This window comes from Natronococcus pandeyae, from assembly GCF_008122205.1.
In the GTDB taxonomy this organism is placed as follows: domain Archaea; phylum Halobacteriota; class Halobacteria; order Halobacteriales; family Natrialbaceae; genus Natronococcus; species Natronococcus pandeyae.
Window position 1 is genome coordinate 1 of record NZ_PHNJ01000016.1, and the last position, 17,163, is coordinate 17,163.

At 63.2% G+C, this 17,163-nt stretch carries 16 protein-coding genes and 1 tRNA gene; 12 read left to right on the plus strand and 5 right to left on the minus strand.

Translation table 11 applies throughout. From position 1 onward, the window contains the following. The first annotated feature begins 481 nt into the window (after positions 1 to 481). Positions 482 to 793, plus strand: a complete 312-nt coding sequence (locus CV102_RS21020; RefSeq protein WP_148859987.1) for a bacteriophage holin — start codon at positions 482 to 484, stop codon at positions 791 to 793. A gap of 306 nt (positions 794 to 1,099) precedes the next feature. Here the strand turns inward: CV102_RS21020 and CV102_RS21025 are convergent, their stop codons facing one another. After that, positions 1,100 to 2,098: an IS110 family transposase gene (locus CV102_RS21025; RefSeq protein WP_148859988.1), complete on the minus strand. Its 999-nt coding sequence runs from the start codon at positions 2,096 to 2,098 to the stop codon at positions 1,100 to 1,102. Between the two features lie 885 nt (positions 2,099 to 2,983). On the opposite strand from CV102_RS21025, the gene CV102_RS21030 reads away from it, so the two are divergent. Further along, the gene (locus CV102_RS21030) at positions 2,984 to 3,895 is read left to right on the plus strand and encodes a CbiX/SirB N-terminal domain-containing protein (protein WP_148859989.1); all 912 of its coding nucleotides are present in this window, start codon (positions 2,984 to 2,986) and stop codon (positions 3,893 to 3,895) included. 2 nt (positions 3,896 to 3,897) lie between these two features. Continuing rightward, positions 3,898 to 5,040 carry a DR2241 family protein gene (locus tag CV102_RS21035; RefSeq protein WP_148859990.1) on the plus strand — a complete coding sequence of 381 codons (1,143 nt, stop codon included), beginning with the start codon at positions 3,898 to 3,900 and terminating at the stop codon, positions 5,038 to 5,040. A 12-nt stretch (positions 5,041 to 5,052) separates the two neighbouring features. Here the strand turns inward: CV102_RS21035 and CV102_RS21040 are convergent, their stop codons facing one another. Beyond that, complete coding sequence (locus CV102_RS21040) at positions 5,053 to 5,640, minus strand: DUF7524 family protein (protein ID WP_148859991.1); 588 nt, start codon at positions 5,638 to 5,640, stop codon at positions 5,053 to 5,055. A 27-nt stretch (positions 5,641 to 5,667) separates the two neighbouring features. Then, a complete protein-coding gene (locus CV102_RS21045; RefSeq protein WP_148859992.1) occupies positions 5,668 to 5,862 on the minus strand; it encodes a methytransferase partner Trm112 in 195 nt (64 codons plus the stop codon). A 181-nt stretch (positions 5,863 to 6,043) separates the two neighbouring features. Between CV102_RS21045 and CV102_RS21050 the strand changes: the two genes are divergently transcribed. The 5 genes from CV102_RS21050 (at position 6,044) to CV102_RS21070 (ending at position 12,098) form a co-directional block, all read left to right on the plus strand. Continuing rightward, complete coding sequence (locus tag CV102_RS21050; protein ID WP_148859993.1) at positions 6,044 to 7,606, plus strand: sensor histidine kinase; 1,563 nt, start codon at positions 6,044 to 6,046, stop codon at positions 7,604 to 7,606. After that, a complete protein-coding gene (locus tag CV102_RS21055; RefSeq protein WP_148859994.1) occupies positions 7,603 to 9,669 on the plus strand; it encodes a hypothetical protein in 2,067 nt (688 codons plus the stop codon). The genes CV102_RS21050 and CV102_RS21055 overlap by 4 nt, the downstream gene beginning before the upstream one ends. 405 nt (positions 9,670 to 10,074) lie before the next feature. Beyond that, positions 10,075 to 11,154, plus strand: coding sequence for an Mrp/NBP35 family ATP-binding protein (locus tag CV102_RS21060; RefSeq protein WP_148859995.1), 1,080 nt, complete (start codon positions 10,075 to 10,077; stop codon positions 11,152 to 11,154). Further along, positions 11,151 to 11,387 carry a hypothetical protein gene (locus tag CV102_RS21065; RefSeq protein ID WP_148859996.1) on the plus strand — a complete coding sequence of 79 codons (237 nt, stop codon included), beginning with the start codon at positions 11,151 to 11,153 and terminating at the stop codon, positions 11,385 to 11,387. Before CV102_RS21060 ends, CV102_RS21065 begins: the two co-directional genes overlap by 4 nt. Before the next feature lie 66 nt (positions 11,388 to 11,453). Next, on the plus strand, positions 11,454 to 12,098 hold the full coding sequence (locus CV102_RS21070; RefSeq protein ID WP_148859997.1) for a uracil-DNA glycosylase: 645 nt from the start codon (positions 11,454 to 11,456) through the stop codon (positions 12,096 to 12,098). Positions 12,099 to 12,120: 22 nt separating this feature from the next. On the opposite strand, the gene CV102_RS21075 is transcribed toward CV102_RS21070, so the two are convergent. Then, a complete protein-coding gene (locus CV102_RS21075) occupies positions 12,121 to 12,339 on the minus strand; it encodes a hypothetical protein (protein ID WP_148859998.1) in 219 nt (72 codons plus the stop codon). Positions 12,340 to 12,444: 105 nt separating this feature from the next. Between CV102_RS21075 and CV102_RS21080 the strand changes: the two genes are divergently transcribed. The 4 genes from CV102_RS21080 (at position 12,445) to CV102_RS21095 (ending at position 15,671) form a co-directional block, all read left to right on the plus strand. Continuing rightward, a complete protein-coding gene (locus CV102_RS21080; RefSeq protein WP_148859999.1) occupies positions 12,445 to 13,185 on the plus strand; it encodes a hypothetical protein in 741 nt (246 codons plus the stop codon). 41 nt (positions 13,186 to 13,226) lie between these two features. Beyond that, a tRNA-Ser gene (locus CV102_RS21085) sits at positions 13,227 to 13,310 on the plus strand. Positions 13,311 to 13,783: 473 nt separating this feature from the next. After that, the gene (locus CV102_RS21090) at positions 13,784 to 14,077 is read left to right on the plus strand and encodes a GYD domain-containing protein (RefSeq protein WP_148860000.1); all 294 of its coding nucleotides are present in this window, start codon (positions 13,784 to 13,786) and stop codon (positions 14,075 to 14,077) included. A gap of 259 nt (positions 14,078 to 14,336) precedes the next feature. Next, positions 14,337 to 15,671: a polysaccharide deacetylase family protein gene (locus CV102_RS21095; RefSeq protein WP_148860001.1), complete on the plus strand. Its 1,335-nt coding sequence runs from the start codon at positions 14,337 to 14,339 to the stop codon at positions 15,669 to 15,671. Between the two features lie 417 nt (positions 15,672 to 16,088). Here the strand turns inward: CV102_RS21095 and citE are convergent, their stop codons facing one another. Next, entirely contained in the window at positions 16,089 to 17,132 is a 1,044-nt protein-coding gene (gene citE, locus CV102_RS21105) for an L-malyl-CoA/beta-methylmalyl-CoA lyase (RefSeq protein WP_148860003.1), read from the minus strand. Positions 17,133 to 17,163 lie beyond the last annotated feature (31 nt).

The window sequence follows — 17,163 nt, forward strand, 5'->3', positions numbered from 1 at the left end:
TTGGATCGCCGGCGTCGCCGCCATGTGGCCGATCGCCGCACCGTACTACCTCTACAAACGGTATAGAAATGTCGGCCCAACCTGTGACACGATCCCTCGCCGTCCAATCTTCGTAATGGTCGACGGTCGAGAGGTGTAGATAGGCTTCGTGCGACATTCGCGCTCTCTATTCAGCACGCCTTGCTCAATCTCTCCAATAGCTGGAAGAAATCGCGTGCAAGATATAGAGGATGAGTGCAGCAGAGCGACTTTGTTTCGTTCACCAGACAGGGGGTGAATCCATCGGTAAATCTCCGTACAGGGAATGAAGATTCGTCTCTATAGCTATCGAATGAGTCGTTCGATTCATACTGGCAGGATTATGGGAAGATCGGCGTATCGAGTGTTACGGGCGCCGGTGACCCGTTCTACGTGTAGTAATTCTCACAGCACTGGGACTACCCTAGTGTATTTTTGTTGAAGGAGACGACCTCTCGGTAGGATGAGCGACTCACAGTCCTCGGTCCAAGAACAGACCCGTGCTCCCTCAGCCGAAGCCATGGAGACCACAGGGAAGGTAGATGCCGATGCGCTCGGCCTCTCGGCAGGTATCATCTGGGGTGCAGTGGTTGCTTTCCTGGAACTGGCAGCTGGGACGAAATACGGAGAACGCTGGCGACTGTTGCTTGCGGACCTCTACCCGGGATACAGCCACGAGCCTGGGGATCTCGTTTGGGGAACAGTTCTGGGCTTCATCGATGCATACATCCTCGGGTACCTGTTTGGGAGACTTTACAACCGACTGGCGGAGTGAAATGTCATTCTTGTCACCTTATCTGTACCGTCCAATTCGGCAGTCGATGAAGCCGAACCTAACGGACTCGTATCAGCGCAAGATTCGCGCTGTGTATTCACCTATGGAAATTCTGCTGGCTGACCAAACCACGTTTGCCAAAATAATTCTTCGGGCGATGAGGACTTGCTGTAGTTTTCGAGCGTAGAATCGACAACCGGCGAACCGATAGCTACTGAAACAGCCATCAGGCGGGGGACTTCTTGTTTGCGAGAGCAGTCGCTCACGCTGCCACCAACCGGCCAATGAGCGCCGCCGGGGCGGCGCTCAGGCACTCACCCCTGGTGGATCGTACACCTCCTCACGGTCCAGCATGTGATACATTGAAACCAGCAGCTTTCGGGCGGTTGCTACAATCGCTGTTTTCGAGTTCTTTTTCCGTGCTAACCGGTTGTAAAACCGGCTGAGGTACTCGTCTTCGCACGTATGAACCGCCGTGTACGACGCTTGAACGAGTAGCCACCGGACTCGTCCTGACCCTCGCTTCGAGATACTCCCCTCAAACCGCGAGTCGCCAGACTCGCGGATTATCGGGTTCAACCCGACGTAGCTTACGACCTCCTTAGCCCGATCAAACCGGGCGATCTCTCCCAACTCCGCGTAAATCGTCAACGCCGTAAAGTAACTCACACCAGGAATCGTCATCAGGAGCTGGGTCTCCTTCAGAGACCCAGCCCGTTCCTCAATCTCCGCTTCCAACGACTCAATCTGTTCGGTGAGCACCTGAATCAGTTCCAGATACGACTCCAACAACGCGTCCCACGGCGCCGGGAGCGAGAGTTCCGCCAGGAACTCTCGTCCCTCCACACTCAACGGCTTCACCTCCCGGGTGATTCCGTGGTCACTCAACAAGCCATGGATCTTGTTCGCGTACTCGGTCCGGTTCTCAACGAGCTTCTGGCGCCCGCGCACAAGTGCGCGGGCTTGCCGAACCTCGTCGGTTGGAACGTAGCTTTCAGGAAGTGAGCCTAACCGAACCAGCCGAGCGAGTTGTTTCGCGTCAACGCGGTCAGTTTTCTTGTCCGAACCGGCGATCAACTTCAATGCGCCGGGGTTGGCGACGGTCACATCCAGATACTCTGAAAGAGTATCGTGGATGTGGTAGTAATTGGTGGTCGCTTCAAGCGCGGCTTTTGAGCCAGCGTACTGCTGGGCGAAGTCGTCGAGGTTCGCGTTTTCGACGCGAACCTCTTCGACGATCTCACCGTTTTCGTCCAATACTGCGATTTGTGAGTACCGTTTGTGTACGTCGATTCCGATGAACATTGGGTTCACCTCGGGACGATGGTGCGTGAAACGGAGATTCACCTATACGGGCTTTCCCGACTGCCGCTCCTGGCGGCAGTCGGGCTGTGATGCCCAGGACTCGGCTTCCTACGCACTCGGACCAGTCAGCACCACGTGCTCTCGGGCACGGAATACAGCTCGGTCTCTTGCGTCCCATCCTTGTTTCACGCTCTCATGGGATAGCAGAATTTCCATCGAGTCAGCACGGCTCTCTCAACACCTCCATTAGCTGATGAAAGTAAGCGCGTTAGGTTCGCATCTTCACGTAACGAACCCGGCTATCCAGCTTTACTATCAGGACTGAATGAAGAAACCGTATTCCCAGCTACTGGTAGCAGTAGGGAGGTACGAAGTCGGTATTCGGTTCTGATTCCGCATTCGAGCGGGCCGTTGTGGGTCGGGTCGTCACGTAGCGTGCGCGACCTGGACGGCCGGCGTCGGAACTGCAGCGCCGATCGACTACCATCGGGTGAGACCGAAAGAGGTCGAGGGCCTGCGAAGCGAGTCCTCCCGATAGCGTTCCGTCTTGCACGACGACACGGGATTGCCACACCCTCCCCAACCGACTCACTCACTCCGTTCGTTCGTCCCTCGCACAGTTGTGACCGACGGCTCACTCGTGGCTCGCGGTTCCCTATGGTCACCGCTCGCCGCGCTCCGTTCGCCGTCGCTCAGCGCGCGCCACCGCAGCGTGGTTCAGTCAACCGATTCGATACGTGGGCGACCGCTGCCATCCGTAGCAGCGATTTCACTCTGAACGACGAGTCCATCCGTCTCTCGAGTCGCGATTCACTGAGAGACGGACTGGCGGCGACGCGCGCCGCCAGCGAAGTCCCTAAACCGTCCCCCTCCTAACGGCCGCGTATGCAAGCGCTGGTCATCGCGGCACACGGATCGCACCTGAATCCGGACGCCTCGGATCCGACCTACGCCCACGCGGACACCGTCCGCGAGACGGGCGCGTTCGACGAGGTCCGCGAGGCGTTCTGGAAGGAGGAACCGCACTTCCGCGAGGTAATCCGCACCCTCGAGTCCGACGAGGTGTTCGTCGTTCCGCTGTTCATCAGCGAGGGCTACTTCACCGAGCAGGTGATCCCCCGGGAACTGCGTCTCGAAGAGTGGGACCCCGAAAAGTGGGACTCCGACGGGACCGACGCCTCCCAGGCGACCCTCGAGGCGACCGACGTCGGGAAGACGATCCACTACTGCGGGCCGGTCGGCACCCACGACGCGATGACCGACGTCATCGTTCAGCGAGCGGAGAGCGTCACCGAGGACCCCAACGTGGGCGAGGGAGTCGGACTCGCTGTCGTCGGCCACGGCACCGAGCGCAACGAGAACTCCGCGAAGGCGGTCGAATACCACACCGAGCGCATCCGCGAGCAGGACCGGTTCGACGAGGTGGAGGCGCTGTTCATGGACGAAGAGCCGGAGGTCGACGACGTCACGGAGTTCTTCGAGAGCGAGGACGTCGTCGTCGTCCCGCTGTTCATCGCCGACGGCTACCACACCCAGGAGGACATCCCCGAGGACATGGGACTGACCGAGGACTACCGACTGGGGTGGAACGTCCCCGCGGACGTCGACGGCCACCGGATCTGGTACGCCGGCGCCGTCGGCACCGAGGACCTGATGGCCGACGTCATCCTCGAGCGGGCGGCCGACGCCGGTGCGGACCTCGGTGACGCGATCGAACGGGTCAGGGCGGCGACCGCCGCCGGGACCGGCGACGAGCCCCGGAGCGAACCGGAGCCGGGCGCCGGAGCGGGTGACTGATCGTGTCGGAATCGACGAGCGATCTCGAGGCCCTGCTCGCCGCTGCAGACGATGGCGTCGCGTTCGACGGACTTCGACTCGAGCACGAGGGCGACGGGTACGCCCTCGAGACACCCGATATAGAACGGACCGGACTCGACGAGGGGGCACTGCGCGACGCCCTCGAGACCGTCCCGGCGTACGTCTCGAACTGGCAGTACTGGCAACGGGAGATCCGCGGCGACGGAACCGCGCGTCGGGCGTTCCTCCGACGGTGTGAACGAGCGCCGCTCGCGGACGACGAGTCGGCCGACCACCAGCCGGTGGCCGACGACGTGGCGCTTTCCGTCCCGGAACGGTACGACGCGCTCGCGAACGGCATCGACCGGGAGTGGGGACAGCTGTGTATCACCGTCCGGTTCGTCGACGTCGAGAATCCGGACGGCGAGCGCGTCTACGACCTCTGGCACGTCGACGACGCCGGGAACGACCTCGCAGACCTCGAGGTCTACGACGATCCGCGCGACGCGCGTGCGCTGGCGACCGAGGACGAGGACGGTCGGTACCGACCGCTGAAGACGGCGCCGACGCTGCGATCGGGCTGGGCCTTCACGGGACTCTCCGGCCAGGAACTCGTCGACGCAGTCGAGTTCTTCTACCCGGCGACGGTCGCCAACTGGCATCGCGAACTGCACGGTGAACTCGACGTCGATCACTGGCTCGAGACCGCCGAGCGCCAGACCGGCATCTACGACGTGATCGACGAGTTGCCCCGCGAGGCCGTCGACTGGATGGCCGAGGCCTGCTGTGTCGACTCGCAGTGTCTCCGCCGGCGGGAGTGGCAGTACGAGGAGGGAGACGACCTCGAGGTCGACGGCGGCGACGGCGCGTTTCCCTGCCGAGAGCCGTGTTCGCTCGTGGTCGCCGCCGCTCGCAAGTGGACGGTTCTCGAGTCCGAGGAGGAACGAACGTACGAACTCGAGTTGACGACCAGCGAACTGAATCAGCTCACGGATCTGATCGACGCCGTCGCGGAGGGACGAACCGACGAGGTGCGCGAGGCGGACGTCTACGACGGCGCCAACCGCTATCGGGCGCGATACCTCCGTGCGAAGCGCTTCGACGAGGACGGGAATCTCGAGGCGACCGAACGAGACGGCGAGTGAGCGATTCCAGTCTCACCGGAACAGCAAGCCGAGTGCGGCGACGAAGCCGAGGACGACGACCGTGAGCCCGGCCGTCGCGATCGGCCCGCCGACGATCGTGGCCGCCATCGTTGCGATGGCGATCGCGACGAGTCCGAGCGCGAGCACCGCGATCGTCGACGGCTGACCGCCACTCACGCCCTCGAGTCGCTCGAGTAGCGGCGGCGGGGACGGCTCGGACGGCGACTGATTCGGCTTCGAGAGCGACTCGTCGACCTCCACGCTCGGCGGTGCGGGTTCGACGGTGATCTCGATCGATACCGACTCGGCGCCGTACCCGGTCAGAACCTCGAGCGTTCCCCGGACCGGTTCCTCGATCGCCTCCGCGTTGACGTCGATCGCCACGGGCGTCTGCGCGTCGGGTTCGACGTAGTAGTTGGACCCGGAGAGCGACGCTACGCGATCGAGCGACCCGCCGAGCCGACAGTGGACGTGCGCCGGCGAGTCGTGGCCCTCGAGAAGCAGCGTGAACGACTCGGCGGTTTCGAACGTACCGACGGCTGGCTCGAGCCGCTCCGGAGAGTGTCGGTTGACGTGGACGGTGACCGTTGGCTTGGGCACGGATCGGTAGCGTAGTCGCGTCGGTAGTCAGGCGGGTGATTCTTCGCGCATGTCCGGCGGCAGCAGGTTCGGGATCCCGTCCTCGATTGGGTATCGCTCGCCGCACTCGGTGCAGACGAGAACTCCATCGACGACCTCGTCGCCGTCGTATTCGGCGTCTTCGAGTTCCAGATCGTGTTTGTCGAGTGGACAGCAGAGGATCTCCAGCAACGACTCCTTCATAGTACTACGGGTGGACGCATCCAGCAAAAGGCTTCGGGAACGACTCTGCGAACGGAGCCACCGGGCGACCAGTCGGCGGAGGGTTCTTCTCGAGCTGACAGTCAACAGCCGGTGAATCTTTATGTCCCAGTTGCATCTATTAGAAGAGACTCCGGTACTATCTCCGAAGAACGAGTAAACGATGCCATCGAACCGATTCCGGAACACTGTCGATCAGGTTGGAAACCTCGTCTCCAGCCTCGACACCTGCGACAGTATCGACGACGTCTACGATCACGCTGTGGTAGCTGTCGAGGACCTCATCGAGTTCGACACCGCGATCATCTGTACTGCCGAAAACGGACAGCTCGAGCCCAGGGCAGCGAACGTCGACCAGCTCGTACCCGCGGACCCGCTAGCCACAGGCGACGGTATCGCCGGCAAGACACTCGAAGAAGAACGAACGATCGTCGTCGACGATCTCGAAACCGAGCCCGCGGCCGTCCCTGCAAGCGAGAGCTTCCGTTCGGTACTTTCGATTCCGTTCGGCCACGACGGAGTCATACAGCTTCACTCGCGGGAGCGTGGCGCGTTCTCGGCGGTCGACCGCCAGCTCGGTGAGCTGCTCGCGTCGATCGTGACGAACGTGCGTGGTCGGATCACCTACGAGGAGGAACTGGGGCGCCAGCGAGATCGGTTCGCGGCACTGTTCGAAAACGTTCCCGACGCAGCGTTGCAGTATCGTATCGAGGACGGGACGCAACTCGTCGACGCCGTTAACTCGTCGTTCATCCGGACCTTCGGGTACGGCGCGACCGAGGTCGTGGACGAACCCATCGAGAAGCTGTTCGTCCCCGACGACGAAGACACCATGCCTGAACTCAGGTACACGACGGATGCAGGACGGCAGACCGACGTCGAGGTCGTTCGCGAGACGGCGTCCGGCCCGCGCCCGTTCCTGCTGCGAAACGTTCCGGTCGCAACCGGTGACGGGACGACCCGTGGGTATCTGATCTACACCGACCTGACCGAACTGAAAGAGCGCGAGCGGGAACTCGAGCGCAAGAACGAGCGCCTCGACCGGTTCGCGAGCATCGTCAGTCACGATCTCCGGAATCCGTTGAACGTCGCGAACGGCTACCTCGAACTCGCGATGGATCACCGGTCGTCGACGGAACTCGAGAAGATCGAACGTGCACACGATCGGATGGACCGGCTCATCGACGACGTCCTCGCGCTGGCGCGTGAAGGCGAGACCGACGGATTCGAACGCGTCTCGGTCGACGCGACCGCACGCGAGGCGTGGCAGAACGTCTCGACCGAACGCGCGACCCTCGAGGTCGACGCCGACCGCTCGATCGAGGCCGATCGAGGGCGGCTGCTTCAGCTCTTCGAGAACCTCTTTCGGAACTCTGTCGAACACGGTTCCACGAGCAGTCGGTCACAGACCGACGACGCCCTCGAGCACGCTGGTTCGGACATCCACCTCCGCGTCGAGTCGCTCCCGAACGGGTTCGCGGTCGCCGACGACGGGCCGGGGATTCCACCCGGCGAGCGTGAGGCCGTCTTCGAGCCCGGTTACACGTCCGAAGGGGAGAACACTGGTCTCGGACTCGTCATCGTCAGTCAGATCAGCGAGGCACACGGATGGACGGTCAATCTGACGACGGGAGAGACAGGCGGCGCTCGATTCGAGTTTATCGATCGCTCCTCCGGAGAGGAGACCCTCGAGGGCAACGACGGAGTGACGGAGGGTCGTCGATGACGGTCCCGAACGACGCAGATCCCGTCTCGCTCGAGGTGACCGGAACGTCGCTTCGGGCTACCGATATCGGCGGAAACTCGATCACGTTCGACCTGACCGGATGGGATCGCCTCTCGGATCCGCACGGCTTCGACGAACCGATCGACGCCGTCGCCGTGGGCCGGGTTTCGGCGATCAGCTACGACTTCCGGAACATGGTCAATATCGACCGACTCGACGAGCAGTTGGCCGATACCGATTCTGCGGAGACGTCGGATCACGCGGACTGCGTCCTGGCGGCGTTCGAAGACAAACGACTGACGCTTCCGGAGGGGGAGTACTTCCTCCAGTTCGACACGACGCTTTTCGTTCGCCTCCGGTTCGACGGTGCAGCAACGGTCTCGAACCGTCCCGGAGAGTGCCTAAAGATCTCGTTTCCGCAGCCAACGCCGGTGACGTTCGGTTTCAAGTCGCCTGTCGATTACCCGCGACACGAGGTGACTGTCGAGCCGACGACCGAGGGTATCGCCACGGGGATCTCACACCTTTCGGCGACGATCGAGACGACGACGGCGGATCGCGTCCACCGAAACTATCGCGGCCACCCGCCGTTGCTCACCCTCGGCGAGGAAACCCACGTTCCGGACCCGGTCGCGGAGCAAACGCCGGAAACCGGAATCGAACTGCTCGTTCCGGATCGGCTGGAAGCGCTCTTTCTCGCCGCTCCACTCGCGTACTATCTGGGAGCGCGCCTGCGCCCGACCGACGTAACTGCGCCGCTCCTCCGTGCTCCGTCGGTCGGTATTCATTACGAGTTCGACGGGCTGACACAGTTCGAACGGGATGCACCGGCCCTCCTTCGTCGGGTGTTCTTTCTCGACCAGATGGCCTCCTGGCACGATCCCGATAGTCTGAACACCCGCGAATTCGATCGGCTCGAGGACGCCGGCGTCGATCTCGACCACTGTGCAGATGGGACGGCCGCCGAGCGTCTGGCGGCCTATCTGGAGTTCCCCGCGGCACCCATCGACGACATCCTGCCGGAGTGGCCGTACGTGATGACCGTCGAACCCACGGTCTCGAACGTGGCCTCGATCCCCCACCTGCTCTACGACCTGGCTGCGATCGTACTGCCGTCGGAACACACGTTCGCTCCCGAGAGCGACACACGACGAACTCCCGATCCCGAGTCGACCCCGGTCACCGAGCTGAGTCAGTGTCGGACGACTCGAGGCGTCCTCGGAGATATCGAGGACGCCAGGGGCTTCTCGGCGCTACAACGGGGCTACGAGAACCGGATGACCCATCTCGAGCAGAACCGTGCCGGCCGAACCGTCATCGTCGTCTTCGGCGCAGAGTGCGACGTCGACCGGCGCGCAATCGCCGAACAGTACGTTCCCACCTCGACGACGGTCCGCCGGCTCGACGCTCCGACGCGTGACGAACTCGCCGCCGCGTTCCGAAGCGGCGGCGACTTCCTCCACTACGTCGGTCGCTGTGAGGACGGCGAGTTGGTGTGTCAGGACGGGACGCTCGAGCCCGCGAACCTGCGCGAGAACGACGTCCAACTGTTCCAGCTCGACGCCCCGGACTCTCGGGCGGCCGGCGTCGGACTGATCGAGTCCGGGAGCATCGCAGGCGTCGTGCGAAGAGAGTCGGAATCCGCCGCGCCGGCGTCGCCGACGGCGGTCTCCACGACGATCGGAAAACTGGTGTTGAGCGGACAGTCCCTGGCCGCCGCACACACGTGTGCCGTCTGTGGGGAAAACGAGAAGGGCCTCGTCGTCGGTGACGGAACCCACCGGTTCGTCGCGAAGTGGAACCCTTCCGCAGTGTACGTGCTTCAGGCGGTCGAAGATGGGAGCGTACGGGTGACGGTCGTCCCGTTCCCGGTCGACCCGGTCGGGACTCACTGGCTACCGGACTGGTCGGACGGTAAACACCTGACTTCGACGCCGATCACGCTCGAGGTTTCGCCGGACGAACTCAACGAGTTCCTGACGGTCATCGATCGGCCGGTCTTCTACGACGGTCGGTTTTACTGGATGGACGAACGGAAACAGCTGGTCTATCCGGTCTCGTAGCGGTCGAAGAGTAGTCGAGTAGCAGCCGTCGGGCGACTACCTTCTACAGCGAGAGAGGCCGACGTTTAGGCGTTGGTGAGAGTTATACGCGCCGTTACTCGATGATTTAACCCGCGACAGAAGATGAGCCCGAGCTTCCACCCGTGCGTTTACGTGACAACTGATGTTACAGGGGGGTAAGGTCAGGACTCATATCTGATAGCAGTAACAGCGTTAGGGACACGCTCTACGTAACGCGGTGTCTCCTCGAGTCAACCCGATTGAACTCCGTCTGTATCGAAGAGGTACTGCAAATTCGAGCGTTCTGCTCAGATCGGCGACGCAGAATCTCCGTATCCGCCGGACGCCGTCGATATCTGATATCCGAACACAACCCTTTTCGACGGCGGGGCACACCCTTCGGACATGGACGAAGCCGCCGTTCGCGACCGTCTCCGGACGGTCGAAGATCCGGAACTGGGGGATGACATCGTCTCGCTGGGGCTCGTCAACGAGCTCTCGGTGGAGGGCGACGAGGTCGACATCGACCTCGCGCTCGGAGCGCCCTACTCGCCGACCGAGACAGATATCGCCGGCGAGGTCCGCGAACTGCTCGTCGAGGAGGGTCTCGAGCCGAACCTCTCCGCGAGCATCCCGGACCGCGACGTCGGGGGTCAGGAGGAAGAACAGGTGCTGCCGGGCGTCAAGAACGTCATCGCCGTCGCCTCTGGGAAGGGCGGCGTCGGCAAATCGACCGTCGCCGTCAACCTCGCCGCGGGGCTCTCGAAGCTCGGCGCCCGCGTCGGCCTCTTCGACGCCGACGTCTACGGCCCGAACGTGCCGCGGATGTTCGACGCCGACGAGCCGCCGATGGCCACCGAGGAGGAGACCCTCGTCCCGCCCGAAAAGTACGGCGTGAAGCTGATGAGCATGGCCTTCCTCACCGGCGAGGACGACCCCGTCATCTGGCGCGGTCCGATGGTCCACAAGGTCATCACCCAGCTTACCGAGGACGTCGAGTGGGGGAGCCTCGACTACCTCGTCATCGACCTGCCGCCGGGGACCGGCGACACCCAGCTGACGATGCTCCAGACGATGCCCGTGACGGGCGCCGTCATCGTCACGACCCCGCAGGACGTCGCGCTGGACGACGCCCGGAAGGGTCTCGAGATGTTCGCCAAACACGACACCGTCGTGCTCGGGATCGCCGAGAACATGTCGACGTTCGCCTGTCCCGACTGCGGCGGCGAGCACGACATCTTCGGCTCCGGCGGTGGCAGGGAGTTCGCCGAGGCCCACAACATGCCGTTCCTGGGAACGATCCCGCTTGACCCGACCGTCCGCGAAGGTGGCGACGGCGGGGAGCCGACCGTCGTCGAGGACGAAGGCGAGACGGGCGATTCGTTCCGGACGATCACCGAGAACGTCGCGAACAACACGGGGATCGTCCACCGACGCGGCGTCTCGGAGACGACCCAGCGCCAGACGCCCGCGCCGGACCGATGAGCGACGGCGCCGACCAGCCGACGGAGTTCGATCCGGATCCCGAGCGGGTCGCGGCCCTCCGCGAGATCGCCGACGAGATCCGCGGCGAGAGTAGCGAACGCAAACAGCTGGCGAACATCCTCTACCGGACGAGCGACCTCTACGACGAGGACGAGGACACCTCGCCCGAGGAGATCGTTCGCAACGTGAAGTTCATCCTCGAGGTCACGGAACGCGGCGGCCTCGGTCGCTGAGTAACCGCGGCCGATTCTCCCGTCGCCAGGCGGGCCGCTTTTGGTTCCCTGCCCCGAGGCACAACTGTGGACGCGAATCAGCGATCTCGAGCGAACCCGTACGGTATGGACGAGGAGTGTCGGAACTGTCCGGCGCTCTGTGAGACGCGCACGCAGGTCGTCCACGGCTACGGCGACGTCGGGGCCGACTTCCTCTTCGTCGGCGAACGACCGACCCCCCGCGCCGACGAGGTCGGAATTCCGTTTCTCGTCGGCGAGGACGAGTCGGACGGCGGAACGTCGCTTCGACGAATGCTCGAGCGCCTCGGCCTCTGTGACGCCACCTCGCTCGCCGATCGACCCGAACTCGAGAACGTCTACCTGACGAACCTTACTCGGTGTCGCGATCCCGACCGGAAGCCGACGGACGAGGAGATCGGCAACTGCGAACCCTACCTCAACGCCGAGATCCGGATGATCAACCCCGAGATCATCGTCCCCGTCGGCGAGCGCGCGCTGTCGGAGATCGGCGTCGAGTACACGACGACGCCGGTCGAGGAACTGTCTCTCGACTCGGACCACGCGACGACGATCCGGGGTCGCGGCTTCGAACTCGTTCCGATGATCGAACCGCGCGAGCAGACCGACGAACAGACACAGGCGTGGCTCGAGCACTTCGTCGAACTGATGGCGTCGGATTACCGGCAGACGAAGGGACGACAGGAACGGTAACGGATCGAACGGCGCGAGACGCTCACCAGTACGGGTTCTGTCGCCAGCGCCTCGACCGTGCACCGGCGACGATCAACACGCCGACGACGGCGACGGCGACGGCGAGCGATCCGATCGTCGGTGCGAGCCACTCCCCCGGAGAGTCGATCACGTAGCCGTTGAGAAATCCGAAGAGACCGAGAGCGACCAGCGTAGCGATCACGAGCGTTCCGAGCAGTCCCGTACTCGAGCGAGTATCCATACCGGAACGACGGTCGCGAGTCACATAATTCTAGTCGGACGGACGGACAGTTCGATCCGCGGAGGAACCCGTCGCGTTCAAGGGCGCGGCACCCGACGGATGCGTATGATCGTCGTCGTCCCCGTCGACCCGCCACGCGAGGGTCTCGTCCTGTCGTCGCTCGTCGACCGAACGTCGCTGACGGAATCCGAGGCGGCCACGCTCTACGAGGCGGCCGTCGTCGACGTGCTCCGGGCCGTCGCCGCCAGCGGCGGCGAACTGCTGGTGAACTACCGCGACGCGGAGACGCTACCGGAGTCGGCAGCCACCGGCGATCCGGAGGCGAACATTCGTGATCTGGCGGACGCAGCCCTCGAGGACCTCGAGGACGTCCGGTTCGAACGGCAGGTTGGCTCGACGCGCGCCGCCCGCGTCGGCAACACGGTCACGCACCTGCTCGAGCAGGAGGATGCAGGGAACGTCGGGATCCTCGAGCCAACGGCGCCGCTGGTCGCTCGGACCGAGATCGACGGCGCGGCGATGTCGCTCCGTCGCCACGACGTCGTCCTCGGTCCGTCCTCGGCCGGCCGCACCTACTTCGCCGGCTTCGGCGAGTCGGTCGACTTCACCGACGCCTACGCAGTGCCCGAACTGGCGACCCTCGCCGAGCGGGGCGACGACGCCGGACTCGACGTGGGCTTCGCACCGATGCTTCCGACGATAGCGACCGAGTCGGGGCTGTGTGCCACGATCGCAGGCATTCGGGCTCGAGCGGTCGGGAACCGTCCCGGCGCGGCGGCGACGGCGACCGTCGTCGACGACCTGGGGCTCGGTGTTTCGGACGACGAGTCGCTCGAGCGCGAGTAGACCGATAACACTTTTTGAACGGGTGCAGAAGACGTAGGTGAGGTGGGGTGGCAGAGCGGCCCAACGCGCCTGCCTTGAGAGCAGGTGGCTGTCAAGCCTCATGGGTTCAAATCCCATCCCCACCGTTTTTCCGCGACCAACTGCGACGAGCGTAGCGAGGAGCACGTGCGCGGAAAAACGAGACGGTGGAGTTTGAATCAGACCGAGGTTCTGCGCGGAGCGCAGGTTCTCGGGCGTGGTTCAAATCCCATCCCCACCGTTTTCTCACTCGCGGTACTCCTCGCTCCGCTCGTCGTGTGATGCTCGTGAAAAAACGTCACGTTGGGATTTGAAATAGAGAAGACGCAGCCTGCGAAGCGAACGAAGTGAGCGAGCAGGACCGTCTTCGCGTGGTTCAAATCCCATCCCATCACTCTCAAACAACCGCTCCAGTGACTCCAGATAGAGAAGGCGCGTGCTCCTCAGCGAAACTGGTACAGCTGATATAATTTTAAGCGCTCTGGCCGTGTAGTAGTCAATTGCGCCTTTCGAGAGGAAGCAGACCGGCGTCCAGCGTTCTGTAGCGGGCGCACCCGCAACCGTCCGGAGGTGACCGACAATGCCAACGTACGTCACACTGTTGAACTACACGGAACAGGGAATCTCGACAGTCGAATCCAGCCCGAACCGTATCGAGTCCGCAAAGGAACTCGCCGCAGACCTCGATGGGGAATTCAAGGCGTTTTACCTCACGTTCGGTCAGTACGACGGCGTCGCTATCGTCGAGTTCCCCGACGACGAAACCGCCGCGGAGTATGCCCTGACCATCGGGAAAGGGGGCAACGCCCAGACCGAGACGCTGAAAGCGTTCACCGAAGACGAGTTCCGCGATATCGCCGAGAACCTCGCGTAGGGACTGGGACGCTCCTGCCAAAACCCGATCTATCTTTTCCGTTCTGTCGAGCCGAGGTTATTCTCTCCTCGAGACCGGGACGACGGACAGTTTCACCGTCCCGATTGACAGTTTCGGCACCGTCTGTGTGAGGTGATCGTCTCGTTGCGAATCTCACAGCGTACGAACTGTTTCGCGCCAATCAAAGTTCCAGATTCTCATATGAAACTGATTATCAACATCATAGTAATATCCTCGTTGTCAGTAGTCGTCGACAAGAATGGCGAACCAACCACATACCCGGAGGCGATTTCTCGCACTCTCCGGAGCAGCAACGGTTGCAGGTCTTGCCGGCTGCATGGGGGACGACTCGAGCGCGTCGGACGACGGCGGGGACGACTCCGCAGACGGGAACGGATCCGAAACCAACGGCGAAAGCGAGTCGACCAGCTACGGACCGCCGGAACTCCAGGTCGAAACCGAGTACGACAGCCGCGAGGAGTTCGGACAGCCCGGCGAGCAGTTCGACGACTTCGAGGACCTCGATTCGTGGGAGGTCGTTCAGGGATCTGCGGAGGCGGACGAAGACGTCGCGTTCGACGGCTCCCAGAGCCTCAAACTCACCGCCGAGGACGGTGAAAACGCCATCGTCGAACGGCGGATCGACACGACGGACATGAGCGATCTCGAGCTCTCGATGGCCGTCCGCACCGCCACACCGTCCAACGTCGCCATCGACATTCGGCTCATCGACATCTACGGCGGCTACGCCCACCATCAGCTCCGGGACGTCACCTATCGGACCTCCGATATCGGCTGGTTCCGAACGAACCCGGGCGTCTTCGAGGAGAGTTCGATGCCTCTCGAGCGAGACGTGGTCGAAGAGATCCAGATTATCGTCTACAACACCGACGACGCCGAGGTGTGGGTCGACGATATGCGCATCCACGAGAAACCCGAGAAAGGGTACGTCGTGCTCTGCTGGGACGACGGCCTCGAAGACTTCTACGACCCGGCAGGTCCGCTCCACGACGAGTACGGCGTCAACGCGGTCCAGGCGGCCGTCCGGCAGTGGACGCGAGGCCAGCGCGACGGGGTCATGACGGTTGCGCAGCTCAAAGAACGTCAGGAGGCCGGCGACCAGATCGTCGCCCACGGAACCCACACCCAGTTCGCGGAGATGGACGAGGAGCGTCTCGAGGACGCGCTGCGGCGGGACAAGAACTGGGCCGTCCAGAACGAATTCCAGGGCGGACACTACATCGTCTATCCACACAATAGCTTCGACCAGACGGTCCTCGACATCGCCTCGGAGTACTACTACGCAGGCGGGTTCAACCAGTCCGGAAACGTCAATCTCACCGGCGTTCACGGCTTTGATCCGCTGGTACTGCCGCGAACGATCGGCCACGACCTCGACATCGCGATGCGGTGTGTCGACCTCGCGGCGGCACACCGACAGTGTACGGTCCTGAACTTCCACGCCTTCGATCAGGACAACACGGTGGACGAAGACGAGTACGAACAGCTGCTCGAGCATATCCAGAGCAAGGGCAACGACGTCGAGGTCATCGACTTCGACGACCTCTGGACGATGCGTCGTGAGGGACACTGACCCGCTAATCGGCTAAAACCGCGGATCAAAATCGTCCCTCGACCGTGTCTGTGTGAGCCGAACTACCGGTAGATGCGCTGATACCGCTCTCGGTAGTCGCGTACTGCGATCCGAGCACGGCGTCTCGAGGCAAACCCGAAGCCGACCGCGAGGCACCCGTCTTCTGTACACTTCCACCAGAACGTCTCCGTTTCGGAATCGCGTCCGACCGAGACGTCCGTTCCGCACCGCGGACACGTCCATCCCCACCGCATATCGCCTGCGTGGTCTCTCGAACGAGTCATGCCAACCCTGTATCGAGATTGACCGCACGGCGGAAAGGAACACGGCTGAACATGGGACCGCTATTTACGGGTCGGCGGGCCGCCGGCTCGAAGTGTTCGAAACCGGTCAGAAGAACGAAAAACCGATCGCGCGTTACCGGTACGACAGTTCGAGTTCGAGCGCTCGCCCTAACAGGTCGCCGTCGTAGCGCTCCTCGGTCTGGTCAGGTCGGCGGTCGTGGATCACTCGCACCGTCTGAATCGTGTTCCGGAAGTTCTTGAACGTCGCCTCGTCGACCATCTGGCCGTCGATGGTGACCGCACCGGTCCCCTCGCGTTTGGCCTCGTTGAAGCGCTCGATCTTGTGGACGTCGCGCTCGAGTTCGTCGGGCGTCGGCATGTGAATCGTGTTCGCCTGGATCGTCTGCTTGGGGTACAGCGACCAGGAGCCGTCGAGCCCGAGTTGTGCCTCGTGTTCGACCTGCTCCGCGTACTCGTCTGCGTTGTAGAACGTCAGCCCGGCGCGCTCCTTGAACAGGTCGTCGAACGGACCGCCGATCGAGAGCAGGCCGCCGGCGCTGGCCTCGTTCGAGAGCGCCTCGAGCAGGCCGTCCCAGCGGGGCATCCCGTCGCCGAGGTCGCGACCGCCGAGTTCGGCGGCGTAGTCGACCGGGCCGAAGATCAGCGCGGTGAGTCGGGAGTCCTCGCCGAACTTCGAAATCTCGCGCAGGTCCGAACGGGCGCGGCCGGTCTCGACGATGATCGAGAGCCCGATCGAGCCGTCGGGATGGCCGTGCTCGCGCTCGGCTTCCGCGACCGCCGCGGCGGCGCGCTCGACGTCCTCGAGGCGGCCGACCTTCGGGACGACCACGCCGTCGATCTCGTCGCCGACCTCGTCGACCAGCCGATCGATCTGCTCGCGGCCCTTCTCCCGGTACTCCTCGTCCTCGTAACTCCACTCGACGCGGGGCCAGATCTCGCCGGGGAAATCGTACTTCGGGACCTTTTCGACGGTGTTCTCGAGCCCCTCCGCTTTCATGTCGGGCGCGGTGCCGTCCTCCAGGTCGGGAACGAGCCAGTCGGGTGCCTGGAAGCCCTCCGCCTCGAGGGCGGAGACGAGGTACTTCGCCGTGTCGTCTTTCGGGACGGCGGCCGGTGCGGTCTGGAACGTGCGACAGAGTCGGATATCGTCGGTCATGCGTGTGCGTGTATCTGTATAGGGATCGGTC